The 17,399-nt window shown below is 64.4% G+C and carries 12 protein-coding genes; 8 read left to right on the forward strand and 4 right to left on the reverse strand.

The genetic code is table 11. From position 1 onward, the window contains the following. Positions 1-214: 214 nt before the first annotated feature. Positions 215-1,252 carry an SGNH/GDSL hydrolase family protein gene (locus tag AWB80_RS03890; protein ID WP_061173313.1) on the reverse strand — a complete coding sequence of 346 codons (1,038 nt, stop codon included), beginning with the start codon at positions 1,250-1,252 and terminating at the stop codon, positions 215-217. A gap of 191 nt (positions 1,253-1,443) precedes the next feature. On the opposite strand from AWB80_RS03890, the gene AWB80_RS03895 reads away from it, so the two are divergent. Together AWB80_RS03895 and eno are read left to right on the forward strand one after the other, a co-directional pair. Continuing rightward, positions 1,444-2,466, forward strand: coding sequence for a phosphotransferase (locus AWB80_RS03895; protein WP_160147404.1), 1,023 nt, complete (start codon positions 1,444-1,446; stop codon positions 2,464-2,466). Beyond that, positions 2,463-3,740 carry a phosphopyruvate hydratase gene (gene eno, locus AWB80_RS03900; protein ID WP_061173314.1) on the forward strand — a complete coding sequence of 426 codons (1,278 nt, stop codon included), beginning with the start codon at positions 2,463-2,465 and terminating at the stop codon, positions 3,738-3,740. Before AWB80_RS03895 ends, eno begins: the two co-directional genes overlap by 4 nt. A 22-nt stretch (positions 3,741-3,762) precedes the next feature. Here eno and AWB80_RS43845 read toward each other — a convergent pair whose 3' ends face one another. The 3 genes from AWB80_RS43845 to AWB80_RS03915 form a co-directional block, all read right to left on the reverse strand. After that, the gene (locus tag AWB80_RS43845; protein WP_061173315.1) at positions 3,763-4,068 is read right to left on the reverse strand and encodes a hypothetical protein; all 306 of its coding nucleotides are present in this window, start codon (positions 4,066-4,068) and stop codon (positions 3,763-3,765) included. 111 nt (positions 4,069-4,179) lie between these two features. Then, the gene (locus AWB80_RS03910; protein WP_061173316.1) at positions 4,180-5,229 is read right to left on the reverse strand and encodes a glycosyl hydrolase family 28-related protein; all 1,050 of its coding nucleotides are present in this window, start codon (positions 5,227-5,229) and stop codon (positions 4,180-4,182) included. Between the two features lie 138 nt (positions 5,230-5,367). Then, positions 5,368-8,472 (reverse strand): acetoacetate--CoA ligase, encoded by a 3,105-nt coding sequence (locus tag AWB80_RS03915; protein ID WP_061173317.1) that lies wholly within the window; start codon positions 8,470-8,472, stop codon positions 5,368-5,370. Between the two features lie 430 nt (positions 8,473-8,902). Here AWB80_RS03915 and AWB80_RS03920 point away from each other — a divergent pair, with 430 nt between their 5' ends. From AWB80_RS03920 to AWB80_RS03945, 6 genes are all read left to right on the forward strand, one after another. Further along, entirely contained in the window at positions 8,903-9,175 is a 273-nt protein-coding gene (locus AWB80_RS03920) for a DUF4148 domain-containing protein (protein ID WP_061173318.1), read from the forward strand. Between the two features lie 191 nt (positions 9,176-9,366). Further along, positions 9,367-10,596 (forward strand): TolC family protein, encoded by a 1,230-nt coding sequence (locus AWB80_RS03925; RefSeq protein WP_244206384.1) that lies wholly within the window; start codon positions 9,367-9,369, stop codon positions 10,594-10,596. Positions 10,597-10,606: 10 nt separating this feature from the next. Further along, positions 10,607-12,064, forward strand: coding sequence for an efflux RND transporter periplasmic adaptor subunit (locus tag AWB80_RS03930; RefSeq protein WP_061173319.1), 1,458 nt, complete (start codon positions 10,607-10,609; stop codon positions 12,062-12,064). Positions 12,065-12,095: 31 nt separating this feature from the next. Next, the gene (locus AWB80_RS03935) at positions 12,096-15,311 is read left to right on the forward strand and encodes an efflux RND transporter permease subunit (RefSeq protein ID WP_061173320.1); all 3,216 of its coding nucleotides are present in this window, start codon (positions 12,096-12,098) and stop codon (positions 15,309-15,311) included. Continuing rightward, positions 15,312-15,992 carry a heavy metal response regulator transcription factor IrlR gene (gene irlR, locus AWB80_RS03940; protein WP_061173321.1) on the forward strand — a complete coding sequence of 227 codons (681 nt, stop codon included), beginning with the start codon at positions 15,312-15,314 and terminating at the stop codon, positions 15,990-15,992. After that, a complete protein-coding gene (locus AWB80_RS03945; protein ID WP_061173322.1) occupies positions 15,992-17,392 on the forward strand; it encodes a heavy metal sensor histidine kinase in 1,401 nt (466 codons plus the stop codon). Before irlR ends, AWB80_RS03945 begins: the two co-directional genes overlap by 1 nt. The last annotated feature ends 7 nt before the right edge of the window (positions 17,393-17,399 follow it).

A 17,399-nucleotide genomic window follows, 5' to 3' on the forward strand; every position in this document is an offset into this window, starting at 1 on the left:
AAGGCGGGCGTCGATTGACACCCGGTAACGTTTGCGCGGTATCGGTCAAAAGTGCCTAAAATAACGGCCTTTTGTTTCGCCACCGGCAACCGTTGCCGAAATCTTGATCAACGGGAGCAAGGTTATCGTCTTATGAGATGAATGTAAACTACTGTCACAGTAAAAAACAGACGTTTGTTGCGTCGTGTCACAGCAAAAATTACTGGCCCTTCAATCAGCGGCCGACCCCGCTTGCCGCGATCTGCTGCTCCACATATTGCGCGAACAGCGCATGCATGCGCGTCGTTGGATGCAGGTCATCGGCGAACATGTAGGTCTGGTCCGCATCCGGCGCTGAGTACGTAGTCGGCGAGCACAGCAACGAAGTGTCGCGCGGTGTTTTCGACGGATCGCAGGCTTGCGCGGTATTGGACACGGTGAAGCCATTGGCCCGATAGTTCGCGATGGTTTGCGTTGTCCAGGTATAGGAATCGATCAGAATGACCTTGCCTTGCAGGCCGTTTGTTTGCAACGCGCCGTTCAGCGTGGCGTTGAAGAGTTGCGATAGCTGCGTGAAGTTCGCGCCGCCGTCGGTCGACTTGATGCCATCGGGCGACAGTCCGATATTCGCGACGTTGACCACCACGACATGCGAGGCCCCGTTCTGCACGATCTGCGCGACGAGTTGCGCGAGCGTGGTGGCCGCGTTCTGCACCGTCGTATTGGCCGCGGGCGGGCTGCCCGCGCGCAGCACGTCGTTCGCGCCGGCCCACACGAGCACCAGTTGACCCGAATTGAAACTGCCGTGCGCGGACAGATAGCTCGCGATCTGCTGGTTGACCGGCATCTCGACATCGCCGATCACGTCGGTGAGGAACTGAGATTGATCGGCGGGCGTGGCGACGGTGGAACCGCCTTGCGCATACCCCAATCCGCCTTGCGGCTTCAACTCGTGCCCGAGGTCGATCGTGAATGCGGCCGTGAGCGTATCGCCGTAATACTGCGCGACATTCTGCGTCCAGACCTGCCCGGGATTCGTCGTGAAGCGTCCGCCGCCGACCGCCTTGGCGATCGGCGCATACGTCCCGACATCGGAGAGGCTGTCTCCGAAGGACACGACCTGCAGATGAACGCCGCCCGCCGGTCCGGTGGTGCTGCTCCCGCCCGAGTCGCTTCCGCCCGAGTCGCTTCCGCCGCCGCATGCGGTAAGCAGTGCAATCAGCATGGCAGAAATTGCTCTGCGGATGCCGGTAGTCATCGCGATATGGCCCATTGCGCGTCCGTCCCGTCGTTGGCCTGAGCGGCTTCGTGCGTGGCGAAGGCTCTTCGTCAGGCGGGAATGAAGTCGCGAACGCTGGACCGCAAGCAAGAAAGATGCGCTTACATAGCTCGCGGTCCGCAGCTGATCGAATCGGCTACCATGAGCCGACGATGCGTTCGAATCCCCGTTCCGAGGGCGCCAAGTTGGACCATTACATCGATCTGGCAAACGACTCTTCCGCGCTCGCCGCGCTGGTACAGCGACTCGGCCTCGCCGATGGCGATGCGGCGGCCACGGCGACACTGACCCCGCTGACGGGCGGCGTCTCCTCGAACATCTTTCGCCTCGATCTCGGCGACGAAACCTACTGTCTGAAACAGGCCTTGCCGAAGCTGAAAGTCGCGAAAGACTGGCTCGTGCCGGTCGAGCGCGTCTATGCGGAGATCGGCTGGCTTCAGACGGCTGGGCGGATCGTGCCGGGTCACGTGCCTGATGTGCTCGGCGTCGATCACGAAACGAAAAGCTTCGTCATGACCTTGCTCCCATCGACCTGTGCGAACTGGAAGCGCGTGTTGATGGAGGGCCACGTCGACCCGGCGATCGCGGCGCAACTGGGCGACGTGCTCGGCCGGATTCACGCGGCAACCGCAGGCGACACGGAAATCGCCGCGCGTTTCGCCACCGACGACATATTCCACGCGATCCGTCTGGAACCTTATCTCGAAGAATCCGCCCGACAGCATCCCGGGGTAGCGGCCGCGCTGCGCGCGTTGATCGTGCGCACGGCGGGCGCGCGCGAAGCGCTGGTTCATGGCGACGTAAGCCCGAAGAACATTCTGCTGGGTCCGCGCGGGCCGGTGCTGCTGGACGCCGAATGCGCGTGGTACGGCGATCCCGCCTTCGATGTCGGCTTCTGCCTGAACCATTTTCTGCTCAAGGCGGCGCGCGCGCCGAATGCGCTTGCGGCGCTGATTGCGTCGTTCGAGAAGCTCGTCGCGCATTACGTGCCGCACATCATGTGGACGAAGCCGGACGTGCTGCTCGGACGCGTCGCATCGCTGCTTCCGGCGCTGCTGCTGGCGCGCGTGGACGGCAAGTCGCCGGTCGAATATCTCGACGAAAATCGCCGGGCGCGCGTGCGCATCGCGGCGATCGAACTGCTCGGGCGGCCCGACAGCACGCTCGACGACATCACCACGTTCTGGCAAAGGGAGTTCTCCGAATGAGTCGTATCGAAGCGGTGCATGCGCGGCGTATCTGGGATTCTCGCGGGCGGCCGACCGTCGAGGTGGACATCGTCACCGAGGCCGGCGCGCGCGGACGCGGCATCGCGCCCGCCGGAGCGTCTCGCGGTTCGCGCGAAGCCATGGAACTGCGCGACGGCGGCGCGGCCTTCGACGGCAAGGACGTGATGACGGCCATCGCGGGCATCGGACGCGAGATCGCGCCCGCGTTGAGCGGGTTCGACGTATCGGAGCAGGCCGCGATCGATGCGATGCTGATCACGCTCGACGGCACCGCCGACAAGTCGCGGCTCGGCGGCAATGCGCTGATCGCGACGTCGCTCGCGGTATTGCACGCGGCGGCCCATGAAGCGGGCCTGCCGCTGTGGCGCTACGTGGCGGGCGACGAGGCAGTGCGGCTGCCGCTTCCGCAGATCCAGATTTTCGGTGGCGGCGCGCACGCCGAGCGGCGCGTCGATGTGCAGGATTTCATGGTGATCGCCACGTCGGCCACGAGTTTCGCGCAGGCGCTGGAGATGACGGCGGAAGTCTATCTCCACGCTGGCAAGCTCATGCGCAAACGCGGCGTCGCGCAGGGCGTGGCGGACGAAGGCGGATGGTGGCCGGCATTCTCCAGCAACGAGGAGGCGATGGACGTGCTGGTCGCGTCGATCGAAGCGGCGGGCTTCGTTCCGGGCGTGGACGTGGGCATTGCGCTGGACATCGCGGCATCGGAGTTCGGCAAGGGTGGCCAGTACACGCTCGGTCTGGACAACGCGCGACTCGACACCGACGCGATGATCGAAAAACTCCTGAGGTGGATCGAGCGTTATCCGATCGTGTCGATCGAAGACCCGTTATCGGAAGACGATGAAGCCGGCATGATCGCGTTCACGCGCGCAGCGGGCAGCAAAGTGCAGATCGTCGGCGACGATTTTCTGGTCACCAACGCTGCGCTCATCGAAGCGGCCGCGTCGAAAGGCGCGTGCAATGCGGCGCTCATCAAGCTCAATCAGGCCGGCACGGTGACCGAAACGCTCGCGGCATTGCGAGCCGCCAAAGCGCATGGCTATGCGTCGATCGTGTCGGCGCGCTCAGGCGAGACCGAGGATGTCGCGATCGTTCATCTCGCCACGGGCTGGAACGCGGGGCAACTGAAGGTCGGATCGTTCGCGCGCTCCGAGCGCATGGCGAAGTGGAACGAGGGCATTCGCATCGAGGATGGCGGGGAGCGGCCTGCGGGTTTCGCGTGCGCGTCGGTGCTGGCGCGTCGCTGAGCGGGGCGATCCGTTCAGCGGCCTAGCGCCAGTAGCCGGCCGCATAATGGCGATATCCCCAGCCGGGACGCCCCCAGTAACCGACCGCGACGGCGGGCGCATACACCGGCGCAGGCTGCGCGTAATAGGGCATCGGCGGCGGCCCATAGACCGCGACGGGCGCGACAGGCGCAAGCGGAATCACAGGCGCCATCGGCGCAATGACGACGGGCGCCACCGGCACGACCGGCATGCCGACGCTCATCCCGACGAACACATGCGCCTGCGCGCTATTCACCAATCCGATGCCGCACAGCGTAGCGACGGCGACATAACCGATCTTTCTCATGATCCTTCTCCTGGAAACGCGGTGCGGCGTGGATACGCATCGGTTGAGAAGGATTCTGGACGTCCTGAATGAGCAACGAATGAGGGACGTGCCGTCGCGCGCGCGATTACGTCATTCGGTTCCGCAGTCGTTGCAGGTGTTGTCGATGTAGCGCGCCGCCTTGCCTCGCTCCGGCGGGCTGATCTGCATATAGCCACCATCGAGCACGTTATGACGCACGACGTTGCGGCTATAGTCGACGCCCCCTTCGCCGTTGGACCCGCCGGTGATGTTGCCGCCATTGACCATGCGATTGCACTCGAGAACATTGCCGCCGGAATCCTGCGTGGCGTCGTTGTTCTCGGGGCCCATGCGGCAGTTGTCGGCCAGGTTATAGGCGATACGCCCGTTCACCGAGCCCACCAGCGCGATGCCGTAGAGCGGACAGTTGGCGAATGAATTGAACACCAGCACCGCGCCGGTGCCGCCGCCTTGCCCTTCGGTCTGAAACATCGACTGGCCGAAGAAGTCGCGGAAGCTGTTGCCCGCGAGGACGAAGTTGTCCACCGCGCCGTTGGTCTGAACCGGGATGTCGTAGTGGCCGGGGTTTTCCCAGTCGCGCACGCGCGTCGGATTCGCGCCCACGAAGTTGCAGCCGACGAGACTGTTCCCCGTCGACGGGCCTTCGTAGTTGAACATGTTGCTGTCCGCGCGGACCGTCTTTTTCAACGTCACGCCGGGTTCGCACTGGATATGCCGGTTGCTGGCCGTGACCACGACCGTGTGATTCAGCAGATAGGTGCCAGCCGGAACCAGCACGTCGCCCGCGTCGACGGCGGCCTGGAACGCCTTGGTGTCGTCGGTGGTGCCGTTGCCCCTGGCGCCGAAATCCTTCGGGCTGCGCGGGTCGATCAGTTTGGGCGGCGTGAAGGAGGTCTGCGGGCAACTGGGCGTGGCCGGGACCGGTGAACTGTTGAGGCTGGCGCGGGGGACGCTTTCATCGCCCCCGTATCTGATCTTATGCCACCAGCGCCTGAAATTTCGCGTCGAAAGGTGGTCCTGGAGGCGGCCGTCCTGCCACGCCGCGTAGGCCGTCTGGACCTGTTTCGTCACACCCGGAATGCCGACTACCACTGCCGCCACGCCAACCAGTAACACGCCGATCACGATGGGTTTTCTCATTTGCCTCGGCCCACCCTAAAAACGAATTTCAATTTGAACCATCCATGATAGCGATACTGGATTACACGTCTGAAATCGATGCTTCGGGTTGAACCGTCAGCCGCGCGAACGGTCGACGGTTCTCGCCCGCCCTGTGTCTTACGCGCGCCGGACCATGCCGCCATGTCTGCGGCCCGGCGCTTCGGGCGCATGCGCGACGCCGTAGTCGCCGTCGAGCGCGGCGGCGGCGGCGTACACGCCCGGTTCTTCGATGACGCCCGCATGATTGCCCGGCACTTCCGCGACGGTCAGCCCACGGCGCGCGATGTTTCGCCAGAGCGGCAGCGGGTCGCCGCGGTCCTGCTCGCGCGAGGCCGCGCGCACATAGACGATCCGTCCGCCCTCATACGGTCTGGGCCGATAGTTGTTCATCGCGGCGCGGCAGGTGTCGCGCAGCCGCCGCAGCACCGGAGGCATCGGATGCGCGGCCGGCGCCGCCTGCGCGCTCGGCACGCGGCCGAGCCGCATCGCCAGCTTGTTCCTGGCGGCGACGAACTTGGCCGCCACGAAACCCGCGCGGTCCCGCGGCTTCATCTTCGTGAACGTCTTCCAGAGACGGCTCACGTAATCGCGCCGGAAGTTCAGCCACGCGAACCACGGCAGCCAGCGTTCCTGCACGTAGGTGTCGAGCAGGCACACGAACTCCGTTTGCTCGCCTGCGCCGAATAGCTGCTGGGCAATTTCGAGCGCGACGAGTCCGCCGAAAGAAAAACCGGCGAGCGCATACGGACCGGTTGGCTGAACCTTGCGAATCTGCTCGACGTAAGTCTTCGCCATGTCCTCGACGCGGCGTTGCGGCGGCGTTTCGCCATCGAGCCCGAGCGCCTGCAGGCCGTACACCGGACGCTGCTTGCGCATCGAGCCGATGAGCCGCGTGCATTCGAGCACCGATCCCGTCACGCTGTGCACGAGAAAGAGCGGCGTGCCGTCGCCCTCGCGCATCGGCACGAGCAATTCCGATGTCTCCGGCAGCGCGCCATTGTCGATCACGTCGGCGAGCTGGGCGATGGTCGGCGCGCGCAGCATCGTCGAGAGCGGAATCGGGCGCCCGATGAGCGGCTGCAATTCCGCGAGCAGGCGCGCGGCGAGCAGCGAATGGCCGCCGAGTTCGAAGAAGTTGTCGTCGCGGCCGATCGGCGCGAAGGCGAAAAGCTGCTCCCACTTCGTTCGCAGCAGCCGTTCCAGTTCCTCGCGCGACGCGTAGCTGTGCGGCATGTCGCCGGACTGATGCCGCAGGGCAGGGTGCGCGCGGATCGCATCGAGCGAGGCGGGGTTGCGCAACGCGGCGGCATTGGTCACGTCGAGTCCGTTGACCGCGTTGCGCACGGCGGCTTCCGTGAGCTTGCCGCTGTGCGTGACGGGCAGATCGTCGACGGCGGCGATCACATCCGGCACATGCGCGGCGGACGTGCGGCGCACGAGGTCGCGGCGAATCCGCGCGATCAGCGGCCCGTTGAGCTGCGCGCCCGGCTTCAGCGTGACCAGCAACACGAGCCGTTCGATGCCGGTCTCTCTGATGCGTTGCTGCACGACGATGCCGTCGCGAATCTCGGGAATGTCGTTCAGCACGCGGTAGATCTCGCCCGGCCCGACATTGATGCCGCGCACGACCAGCACGCCATCGCTGCGCCCATGCAGGCGCGCCGTGCCTCGCGGCGGAAATTCGATCTGGTCGCCATGCGTCCATACGCCAGCATTGGCGCTGAAGTAGGCCTTGTGGAAGCGCTCGCCGTCCGGGTCGTTCAGGAAACCGAGCGGGCGCGACGGGAACGGCTTCACGCAGACCAGTTCTCCGACCCCTTGCGCGCGCGCGCCGTCGCACCACGCCTGGACGTCGAGCCCGAGGCTCTTGCACTGCGCTTCGCCCGCGTACACGGGAAGGTTCGGATTGCCGAGCACGAAACAGCCGAGGATGTCGGTGCCGCCGGAAATGGATTGCAGACGCAGCGGCTTCACGTTGTCGCGAACCCATTCGAACTGCGCGTCGAAGAGGATCGCCCCCGTCGACATCATCGAATGAAGCGCGCTGAGATCGAATTCGCGCGAGGGCACGAGCCCGCCGTCCTCGCACATCTTCAGATAGGCGGGACTCGTGCCGAACACGTTGATCCGCTCTTCGGCGACGAGCCGCCATAACGTATCGACCGATGCGATCGGTCCGTCGTAGGTCACGATTTCGACGCCCGACGCAAGCGCCGACAACTGCCAGTTCCACATCATCCACGCGCAACTCGTGTGGAAGAACATGCGATCGCCGGGCCGCAGATCGCAGTGCAGCCGATGCTCCTTCAAATGCTCGATCAGACTGCCGCCCGTGCCATGCACGATGCATTTGGGCTTGCCGGTCGTGCCCGACGAGAACATCACGAAGAGGGGATGATTGAAGCCGAAGTGCTTCCATTGCACGCGTTGCGGGTCGCCAGCGGCGACGAGCGCGTCGAGCGAATTGACGGGCGGCGTCGCGTGCACGGCCGATGGATCGCCGTCGAGGCTGACGATGCCCGCGAGCGTTGGCAGCGCATCGGCGAGCCGCGAGATCTTCTGCGCGAGCGGCGTGCCGGTATCGAACGGCTTCGCCGCGCTATGCGCGAACAGGAAGCGCGGTTCGAGCTGCGTGAAGCGATCGAGCAGCGTTTCGATGCCCATCTCGGGCGCGGCGGTGGATAGCGTCGCGCCGATGGCGGTCACGGCAAGCGCGGTGACGATCGCATCGGCGTCGTTGCGCATCACGGCCGCGACGCGGTCGCCTTCGCGCATCCCCAGATGCGTGAGGGCGTCGGCGAGACGGGCCACGCGTTCGCGCAGCTCGCCGCGCGTGAAGCGCAGGCGGCGGCCATCGGCATGACAGGCGGTGAGCGCGGGCGCATCTGCTCCGGCGATCGACAGCCCGAGCAGGTTCTCCGCATAGTTCAGCGTCACGCGTGGAAAGAAGCTCGCATGCTCGCAGATATCGCCGACACAGACCGGCTCCGCTTCGCCCGACCACGTCAGGCCAGGCGGCCACTGCATGAAATATTTCCAGAATGTCCGGTATTCCCGGACCGAGAAGTCGTGCAGCGCGGCGTAGTCGTCGAATGACCGCCCCGTGCGTGCCTGCAGCGCCGCAGTGAACACGGTCATCTGCGATGGTGTGCCGCGCTCGGGTGGCGGATCGAAAAGCGGCAGGCGTGTCTTCGCCTCGTTGGGCGATTCCGAACGATTCATGGTTGGGCTCCCTCAGTGGTAATGGCTTCACCGTGTCTTGCCGGCTTGCCTTTTTTATTTTCGAAACTGTGGTTCGTCATCTGGCGCCTTGAGCGCTCTCGCTTTGATGCGGTCCGTTTCCGGGCGGACCGAAGTCATCGATGATCAAGGTTATCCAGCCAGATCGCGCCGCTATGTGCGGCGCAAGACAAAAGTCATCGGCTGATCGACGCGAGGCCTTGCGCCCGGCAACGTTGGCTGAAAACGGCGATTGATTGGCATTTCGTTCTCGATGAGTTACTGGTCGTTGAATGGCAATACTGTTGCCGCCTGCGGAATATTCCCGTCGCCGGCGGCGCGCACATGACGGAAATGTCATGTCCTTCTCATGATGACGCACCGCCAGTGTCCCAAACTCGATACTCAGTCATCCGGAATATCGAGATCGAAAATGTTTACGACACGAACCGCCATTTTCTCGACCGCCCTCGTCGTTCTGTTGTCCGGGTGCGCATCGTCGCCAGAACCGGGCGCATCCGGAAGCAAGACGAGAGAGCAGGCGCGAGCCGAACTCGATCAGGCCTGGCGCGATGGATGGCTGCCTTACAAGCGCTCCGACTATCCGCCGAGCGAAGCGACGCGGGAGCGAAACAGGAAGCGTTATGTCACCAAGTATCCGGAAGACACGCCGAACGAGCCGCCGATGTCGAGGCACGCGGACTGAGGCTTTCGGGCGATCGATCGGGCGCGCGAGTGTCGACATCGATCGTCATTGATTCGCATATCGAAACGAATAGCATGCGAAAAAATCTCATGTTCACGTCATCTCCACGCGCCGGACAATCCATAGCATTCCTTGCAAAGAACCTTCATCGAACTATCCTGTTGGTACGCGCTCTTACTGCAGTGCTGCTGATGTCGGTTGGTCCCGCGCTGTATGCGCAAGCGCCTGCTGCGCCAGCCGGGCTGTCGCTTGCCGAGGTTCTCGGCCTCGCAGCCGAAGCCAATCCGATGCTTCGCGGTGCGCGCGCCGGCGTGAGTGCGTCCGAGGGTGCATTCATGCAGGCCGGCGCACGGCCCAATCCCGCGCTGTCCCTGCTTCAGGAAGGGTTCGGCGGCACCGATCGCACGACCACCGCCGCCGTCACTCAGCCGATCGAACTGGGCGGCAAGCGCAGCGCGCGCCTCGACGTCGCGTCATACGGCAGGGAGGTGGCGATGGCCACACTCGACAGCAGCAGCGCCACGCTGCGGGCGCAAGTGATCGCAGCGTTTTACGGACTGCTCGCCGCGCAACGACAGTTGCAGGTCGCGGAAGAATCGGCGCAGATCGCCACGCGCTCCGCCGAGCTTGCCGACAAGCGGGCCAAAGCGGGCAAGGTGTCTCCGGTCGAAGCGACCAAAGCGAGGGTCGCGGCGAGCGGCGTCCAGATCGAGGTCGTCAACGCGCAAACGCGCGTGTCGACGGCCGCCGAGAAGCTCGTCACGGTCACGGGCGCGCCGTCGGTGCGCGACCGGAACGTGCTCGACGATATCGAAGGCATACCGGACGTCGAGCCTTACGCCGAGCTTGCCCCCCGCCTGGACGATGCGCCTTTGACGCGTGCCGCGCGAGCCGAAGTGCTGCGCGCCAATGCCGCGATATCGGTCGAACGCGCCCGGCGCATTCCGGACATCACGGTAACAGCCGGTCTGAAGCGGGTTATCGCCGGCGGACTTCGCGACAATCAGGCGGTGATCGGCGTGTCGATTCCGCTGCCGCTCTTCGACACCAACAAGGGCGCGCTGCTCGAAGCGACGCACAAGGCCGAGAAGGCACAGGCCGACTTCGATACCGAGCGGGCCAATCTGCGACTCGAACTGACGCAGGCCTACGCGAACTACGAGCGCGCAAAGCAGGAGGCGTCGCGACTCAAGGTCGATGTGCTGCCAGCCGCGCGCCAGGCACTCGACGCGATGTCGCGTGGCTATCAGCTAGGCAAGTTCGGTTTCCTCGACGTTCTGGATGCGCAGCGCACGCTCTTTCAGGAGCAGTCGCGTTACGTGCAGGCGCTCAAGGACGCGCATCTCGCCGTAGCCGATATCGGCCGCCTCACCGGCACGCCGTTGCCGTCCGCGATCGTCGATCCATCCACCGCTCCCTGAAGGATTCGTCATGCCGCGCTCCAGACTTTTTGCCATCGCTGCGGCCGCCGTCGGAGTGGGCATCGCGCTTGCCGTGCTGGTGACGACGCTCAAGGCCATGCAGACCGATGTTGTCGGCGAAGGTGCATCGATCGCAGCGGGCAGTGCACATGGCGGCACGGTGCTCGAGTCCGGCGACCTCACGCTCGAAGTCGTGCTCTCCGAAAAGGCCGACGACGCGCGCATCATTCTGTATCCGTCCGCGGGCGGCAAGCCGCTGCAAAGCGGTGTGACCGCCACGGCGCAACTGATACGGGCGCAGGGGACCATCGAGACCATCCGTTTCATCGCTGCGGGCAACCGGCTGACGTCCGCGCAGCCCATCGCGAAGCCACACGTGTTCGATTCGACGCTGCAGGTTTCATGGAACGGCAAGCCGGCGACGTTCGACTACGCGCGCAGCGACGGCGCCATTCCGCTCGATGCGCAGCAGATGGAGAACGCAGGCATCGATGTCAGGAAGTCCGGGCCCGCGGAGATCGCTTCGATCGTTCAGGTGCCGGGAGAGATTCGCTTCAACGAGGACCGTACCGCGCACGTCGTTCCGCGCGTGGCGGGCATCGTCGAACAGGTTGCGGTTTCGGTCGGCGGAACGGTGCGCAAGGGTCAGTTGCTTGCCGTCGTCGCCAGCACGGACCTCGCCGACCGCAGAAGCGAGCTGCTGACATCGGAGCGCAGGCTCTCCGCCGCGCGCACGGCCTACCAGCGGGAGCGGCTGCTCTGGCAGGAGCGCATTTCCGCGGAACAGGACTATCTGCAAGCGCAAGTCCAGCTTCGCGAGGCGGAGATCGCGGTGCAGAACGCGCGGCAGAAACTTATTGCACTGAACGCAAGCGCGAGCGGCGGCGCGCTGAATCGCTATGAGCTGCGCGCGCCGTTTTCGGGAACGATCGTGGCGCGGCATATCACGCCGGGCGAGGCGATCTCAGCCGAGGCGAACGTATTCACGCTCTCCGATCTCTCGACGGTCTGGGCGGAAATGGCCGTGCCCGCGCAGCATCTCGATGCGGTGCGCGTGGGCCGCGAAGCGACCGTAAAGGCGGCTGCGTTCGCTTCGAGTTCGCAAGGCCAGATTTCGTACGTGGGCGCGTTGCTCGGCGAGCAGACGCGTTCGGCGCCGGCCCGCGTCGTTCTGCGCAACCCGGACGGCGCGTGGCGTCCCGGCATGTTCGTCAACGTGTTGGTGAACGCCGGAGGGCAGATTGTTCCGGTCGCGGTTGCGAGCGATGCGCTGCAGGAGATCGACGGCTCGCCCGCCGTGTTCGTCGCGACGCCGCGAGGTTTCGTCGCGCAGCCCGTCAGGACAGGCCGCAAGGACGACCGCATGGTCGAAGTGGTGAGCGGCCTGTCAGCCGGTCAGCAGTACGCCGCGTCCAACAGTTTCGTGCTGAAGGCCGAACTCGGCAAGGGCAGCGTCGAGGAAGAGTGACATCGACGCTACCCATTCACAGGACCATTCAATGTTCGAGCGACTCGTTCGTTTCGCGATCTCGCACCGCTGGCTGGTGATGCTGGCCGTCGTCAGCGTCGCCGCGTTCGGTGTCTTCAGCTACCAGAAGCTGCCGATCGACGCGGTACCCGATATCACCAACGTGCAGGTGCAGATCAACACATCGGCGCCGGGCTACTCGCCGCTCGAGGCCGAACAACGGATCACCTATCCGATCGAGACGGCGATGGCGGGCCTGTCGAACCTCAGTCAGACGCGCTCCATCTCGCGCTACGGCCTTTCGCAAGTCACCGTCATCTTCAAGGATGGCACCGATATTTACTTCGCCCGCCAGCTCGTCAACGAGCGTATTCAGGAGGCGAAGGAAAAGCTGCCCGACGGCGTCGCGCCGGCGATGGGCCCCACGTCTACCGGTCTGGGAGAAATCTATCTGTGGACCGTCGAGGCAGGCGCGTCCGCGCGCAAGCCGGACGGCACGCTCTACACGCCCGCCGATTTGCGCGAGTTGCAGGACTGGGTGATCCGGCCGCAGTTGCGCAACGTTCCCGGCGTCACCGAAGTCAATTCGATCGGCGGTTATGTCAGGGAGTTTCGCATCGCGCCGAATCCCACGAAACTGATGTCGTACGGCTTGACGCTCGCGGGTATCGTCAAGGCCGTCGAACGAAACAACGATAACGTGGGCGCGGGATACATCGAAAAGCGCGGCGAGCAGTATCTCGTGCGTGTGCCTGGCCAGGCCGGTTCTGTCGACGATATCGCGAACATCGTGCTCACCAACGTGGGCGGCGTGCCGGTGCGCGTGAAGGACGTGGCTCAGGTCGATGCGGGCCGCGAGCTTCGCACGGGCGCGGCGACATCGAACGGGCGGGAAGTGGTGCTGGGCACGGTCTTCATGCTGATGGGCGAGAACAGCCGGTCCGTTGCACGAGCCGTCGCCCGCAAGATGGACGATGTGAACCGCACGCTGCCCGCCGGCGTGCGCGCGATCCCGGTGTATGACCGCACCGTGCTGGTCGAGAAAGCCGTCGATACGGTGAAGAAGAACCTGCTCGAAGGCGCGGTGCTCGTGATCGTCATTCTGTTCCTGTTCCTCGGGAACATGCGCGCGGCCATCATCACCGCGCTCGTGATTCCACTGTCGATGCTGATGACCTTCACCGGCATGGTGAACGCGAAAGTGAGCGCGAACCTGATGAGCCTCGGCGCGCTCGACTTCGGCATCATCGTCGATGGCGCGGTGGTCATCGTCGAGAATTGCGTGCGGCGTCTCGCGCATGCGCAGGCGGCGGCGGGCAGGCCGCTCACGCGCGAAGAACGCTTCGCGGAAGTGTTCGGTGCGTCACAGGAAGCGCGCCGAGCGCTCATCTTCGGACAACTCATCATCATGGTGGTATATCTGCCGATCTTCGCTCTTACAGGCGTCGAAGGGAAGATGTTCCATCCGATGGCCGTCACCGTCGTCATGGCGCTCGCGGCGGCGATGGTGCTGACCGTCACCTTCATTCCGGCCGCGGTCGCGCTGTTCATCGGCAAGCATGTCGCGGAAAAGGAGAATCGTTTGATGGGCTGGGCGCGGCGCGCCTATGAACCGGCGCTCACGCGTTTCATGAGTCGGCCCGGGCGCGTGCTGGTCGGCGCGGTCTTGATCGTCGCTGTAACGACGGCGCTCGCGACGCGGCTCGGCAGCGAGTTCATTCCGAGTCTGAACGAAGGCGATCTGGCGGTCGCCGCGCTGCGCATTCCGGGCACGAGCCTCACGCAATCGCTGGAGATGCAAAAGAGCATCGAGCGAACGTTGAAGGAGAAGATCCCCGAGATCGACCGTGTATTCGCGCGCACCGGCACGGCCGAGATCGCCGCGGACCCGATGCCGCCGAACTTGTCCGACGGCTATGTGATGCTCAGGCCGACCGGTCAATGGCCCGATCCCGGCAAGCCGCGCACCCAGCTCATCAAGGAAATCGAAGCCGTTCTCGCCGCTTTGCCCGGCAACGCTTACGAGTTCTCACAACCGATACAACTGCGCTTCAACGAACTCATCTCGGGTGTGCGCAGCGACGTGGCCGTCAAGCTCTTCGGCGACGACATGGTCGTGCTGAGCAACACCGGCGACAAGATCGCCGCCGCGTTGCGCAAGGTGCCGGGCGCGGCGGAAGTGAAGGTCGAGCAGACGACAGGGCTGCCGGTCCTGACCATCGATCTGGTGCGCGACAAGCTGGCTCGCTATGGCATCACCGTGGCCGATGTGCAGGACACCGTCGCGGCAGCCGTGGGTGGACAGAAGGCCGGTACGCTGTTTCAGGGCGACCGGCGCTTCGACATCGTCGTGCGCCTGCCCGATGAGCTTCGCTCGGACATCGAGGCCATCAGGCGGCTGCCCATCGCGCTGCCGCCGCCCGCATCTTCCGCGCCGCGCGCGCCGATGCTTCAGGCGCCGTATGTCCCGCTCGACGAACTGGCGACGGTCACGGTCGGACCGGGTCCCAATCAGATCAGCCGCGAGGACGGCAAGCGCCGGGTCGTGGTGAGCGCCAATGTGCGCGGCCGGGACGTGGGTTCCTTCGTCGCCGAAGCACGCGAATTGATTCAGCAGAACGTGCAGGTGCCGGCGGGCTATTGGGTGTCGTGGGGCGGACAGTTCGAGCAGTTGCAGAGCGCGAGCGAGCGGCTGAAACTGGTCGTGCCTCTCGCGTTGTTCATGGTCTTCGTGCTGCTGTTCGTCATGTTCGGCAATGTGAAAGACGGGCTGCTGGTGTTCACCGGCATTCCGTTCGCGCTGAGCGGCGGCGTCGTTTCGCTGTGGCTGCGTGACATCCCGCTCTCCATCACCGCCGCGGTCGGCTTCATCGCGCTGTCGGGCGTCGCCGTGCTGAACGGCCTGGTCATGATTTCGTTCATCCGCAATCTGCGCGAAGAAGGCGCGCCGATCGACGAGGCGGTGCGGGAAGGCGCGCTGACGAGACTGCGCCCCGTTCTCATGACCGCCCTGGTCGCATCGCTCGGCTTCCTGCCGATGGCGCTCGCGACGGGAACCGGATCGGAAGTGCAGCGACCGCTCGCGACGGTCGTCATCGGCGGCATTCTGTCGTCGACGGCGCTCACGCTATTGGTCTTGCCGGTGCTCTATCGCGTGTGTCATTCGGTGTCGTTTCGAAGCAGCGCGCGCCGTGGTTTGACGACGCGGTGGCTGCAAGGCGTGAGTGTCAATAAAGGAGAGATGTAAATGCGAATCCTGATTGTCGAAGACGAACAGAAAACCGGGGCGTATCTGAAGAAAGGGCTGACCGAGGCGGGCTACGTCGTCGATTGGGTCCAGGACGGCATTTCCGGCGAGCATCAGGCCGGATCGGAAGACTATGACCTGTTGATTCTCGATGTCATGCTGCCCGGTCAGGACGGATGGACGCTGATCGAGAACATCCGGCAGCGCAGCACGACACCCGTGTTGTTCCTCACCGCGCGCGACGAGGTCGGCGACCGCGTAAAAGGCCTGGAACTCGGCGCCGACGACTACCTCGCCAAGCCGTTCGACTTCGTGGAGCTCAGCGCGCGCATCCGCTCGGTGCTGCGCCGCGGCCAGTCGCGCGATGTCTCCACGCTGCGCGTGGCGGATCTCGAACTCGACCTGAATCGACGCAAGGCAATCCGTCAGGGCGACACGATCCTTCTTACTGCGAAGGAGTTCACTCTGCTGTGGCTGCTGATCCGTCGCGAAGGCGAAGTACTGCCGCGCGCGACGATCGCCTCCCAGATCTGGGACATGAACTTCAGCAGCGACACGAACGTGGTCGATTCCGCGATCCGCCGTCTGCGATCGAAGGTCGATGACGGCTACTTTCCGAAGCTGATCCACACCGTTCGCGGCATGGGCTATGTCCTCGAATGCCGTGACGGCAATAAGTGATGCTCAGCCGTCTCTTGCCCAGGACGCTGCGTGCGCGGCTGACGGTTCTGATCGTTTTTTCGACCTCCGTGATTCTGACCATCAGCGGCGTGGCGCTGTTCAGCGCCTTGCAAAGCCGGCTCGAATCGAAGGCCTCCGAACAGATGACGAATACGTTGAGCGCGTTGCAGTCGCACCTCGGCGACATGCGCGACGTGGGTGAGATTCCGGTCAATCGCGCGGTGCTCGTCGATCAGTTGCATGGACACCGAAAAATGGATCTCGCAATTTCCGACCTGAACGGGCGTGGCCTGATTACCACGCGCGGGTTCAAGTCGTATCCGCCCATACAGGCGGCGGGGCCGGGAACGACGCCACTCCTCCTGTCACGCGAGAAGTCGACGCTCAGTTATCTTGTCGCGGTGGTGTCGCTTGCAGGCGCGACGGGCCCGCGTGTGCGCGTGGCCGTTCAATACGACCGCAGCAGCGATCTCGCCCTGCTTCGCTCTCATGCCGTCTGCATCATCGTCATTCAGTTGCTCGGGGTCGTGCTCGCGGCCGGACTGGCGTTCGGCACCGCGCTGGTCGGATTGAGCCCGCTGCGCCGGCTGGCCGCACGAGCCGAGCGGATGTCTTCGACGGGACTGGCTCAGCCATTCGCTGATCTGCATACGTCGGGTGAACTCAAGGAACTGGAACGCGCATTCAATGAAATGCTGCATCGGCTCGATGAATCGTTCACGCGGCTGAGCCAGTTTTCGTCGAACCTTGCGCATGACATGCGTACGCCCCTGACGAATCTCCAGGCCGCCGCGCAGGTCGCGCTCTCGCGGCCCCGCAGCGCGGCAGATTACCGCGACGTCATCGAATCGAGTATCGATGAATATCGGCGGCTGTCGAGGATGATCGAGGATATGCTGTTTCTCGCGCGATCCGAGCGTGTCGACGCGAGCATCGAGACGGTCAGACTCGATGCCGCCGCTGAAGCGGAGCGTGTCGCGAACTACTACGAATCGATGGCGGAAGAGGCCGGCGTGGGCATCGTCGTGCAGGGGCGCGCGCAGGTCGATGCCGATCTGCTGCTGTATCAGCGGGCGCTCAGCAACCTGATATCGAACGCGCTCAGGTTCGCGCCGCGCGGCTCGGTCATTCGCGTCGATTGCAAGGCGTCGCCGGACTCGACGACTATCGCCGTGTCCGATGCGGGCCCCGGCATAGATGCCGTGCACATCGAGCGGATCTTTGAACGGTTCTACCGGGTCGATCCTTCGCGACACAATTCCGCCGCGGGAACCGGTCTCGGGCTGGCGATCGTGAGATCGATCATGGAAAGCCATGGAGGGGTGTGCCGGGTTCACAGCGAACCCGGCGTTTCCACCACGTTCTCCTTGCGCTTTCCCCGGTCGATGCATGGCGCGTGAATGGCGC

The sequence above is a fragment of the Caballeronia pedi genome (assembly GCF_001544915.2).
Lineage (GTDB): Bacteria > Pseudomonadota > Gammaproteobacteria > Burkholderiales > Burkholderiaceae > Caballeronia > Caballeronia pedi.

What these genes read in the sequence shown, in the direction of transcription:
- AWB80_RS03890 (WP_061173313.1), bottom strand. Translation starts at nt 1,252, where the DNA reads ATGGGCCATATCGCGATGACTACCGGCATCCGCAGAGCAATTTCTGCC.
- eno (WP_061173314.1), top strand. Translation starts at nt 2,463, where the DNA reads ATGAGTCGTATCGAAGCGGTGCATGCGCGGCGTATCTGGGATTCTCGC.
- AWB80_RS43845 (WP_061173315.1), bottom strand. Translation starts at nt 4,068, where the DNA reads ATGAGAAAGATCGGTTATGTCGCCGTCGCTACGCTGTGCGGCATCGGA.
- AWB80_RS03910 (WP_061173316.1), bottom strand. Translation starts at nt 5,229, where the DNA reads ATGAGAAAACCCATCGTGATCGGCGTGTTACTGGTTGGCGTGGCGGCA.
- AWB80_RS03915 (WP_061173317.1), bottom strand. Translation starts at nt 8,472, where the DNA reads ATGAATCGTTCGGAATCGCCCAACGAGGCGAAGACACGCCTGCCGCTT.
- AWB80_RS03920 (WP_061173318.1), top strand. Translation starts at nt 8,903, where the DNA reads ATGTTTACGACACGAACCGCCATTTTCTCGACCGCCCTCGTCGTTCTG.
- AWB80_RS03925 (WP_244206384.1), top strand. Translation starts at nt 9,367, where the DNA reads ATGTCGGTTGGTCCCGCGCTGTATGCGCAAGCGCCTGCTGCGCCAGCC.
- AWB80_RS03930 (WP_061173319.1), top strand. Translation starts at nt 10,607, where the DNA reads ATGCCGCGCTCCAGACTTTTTGCCATCGCTGCGGCCGCCGTCGGAGTG.
- AWB80_RS03935 (WP_061173320.1), top strand. Translation starts at nt 12,096, where the DNA reads ATGTTCGAGCGACTCGTTCGTTTCGCGATCTCGCACCGCTGGCTGGTG.
- irlR (WP_061173321.1), top strand. Translation starts at nt 15,312, where the DNA reads ATGCGAATCCTGATTGTCGAAGACGAACAGAAAACCGGGGCGTATCTG.
- AWB80_RS03945 (WP_061173322.1), top strand. Translation starts at nt 15,992, where the DNA reads ATGCTCAGCCGTCTCTTGCCCAGGACGCTGCGTGCGCGGCTGACGGTT.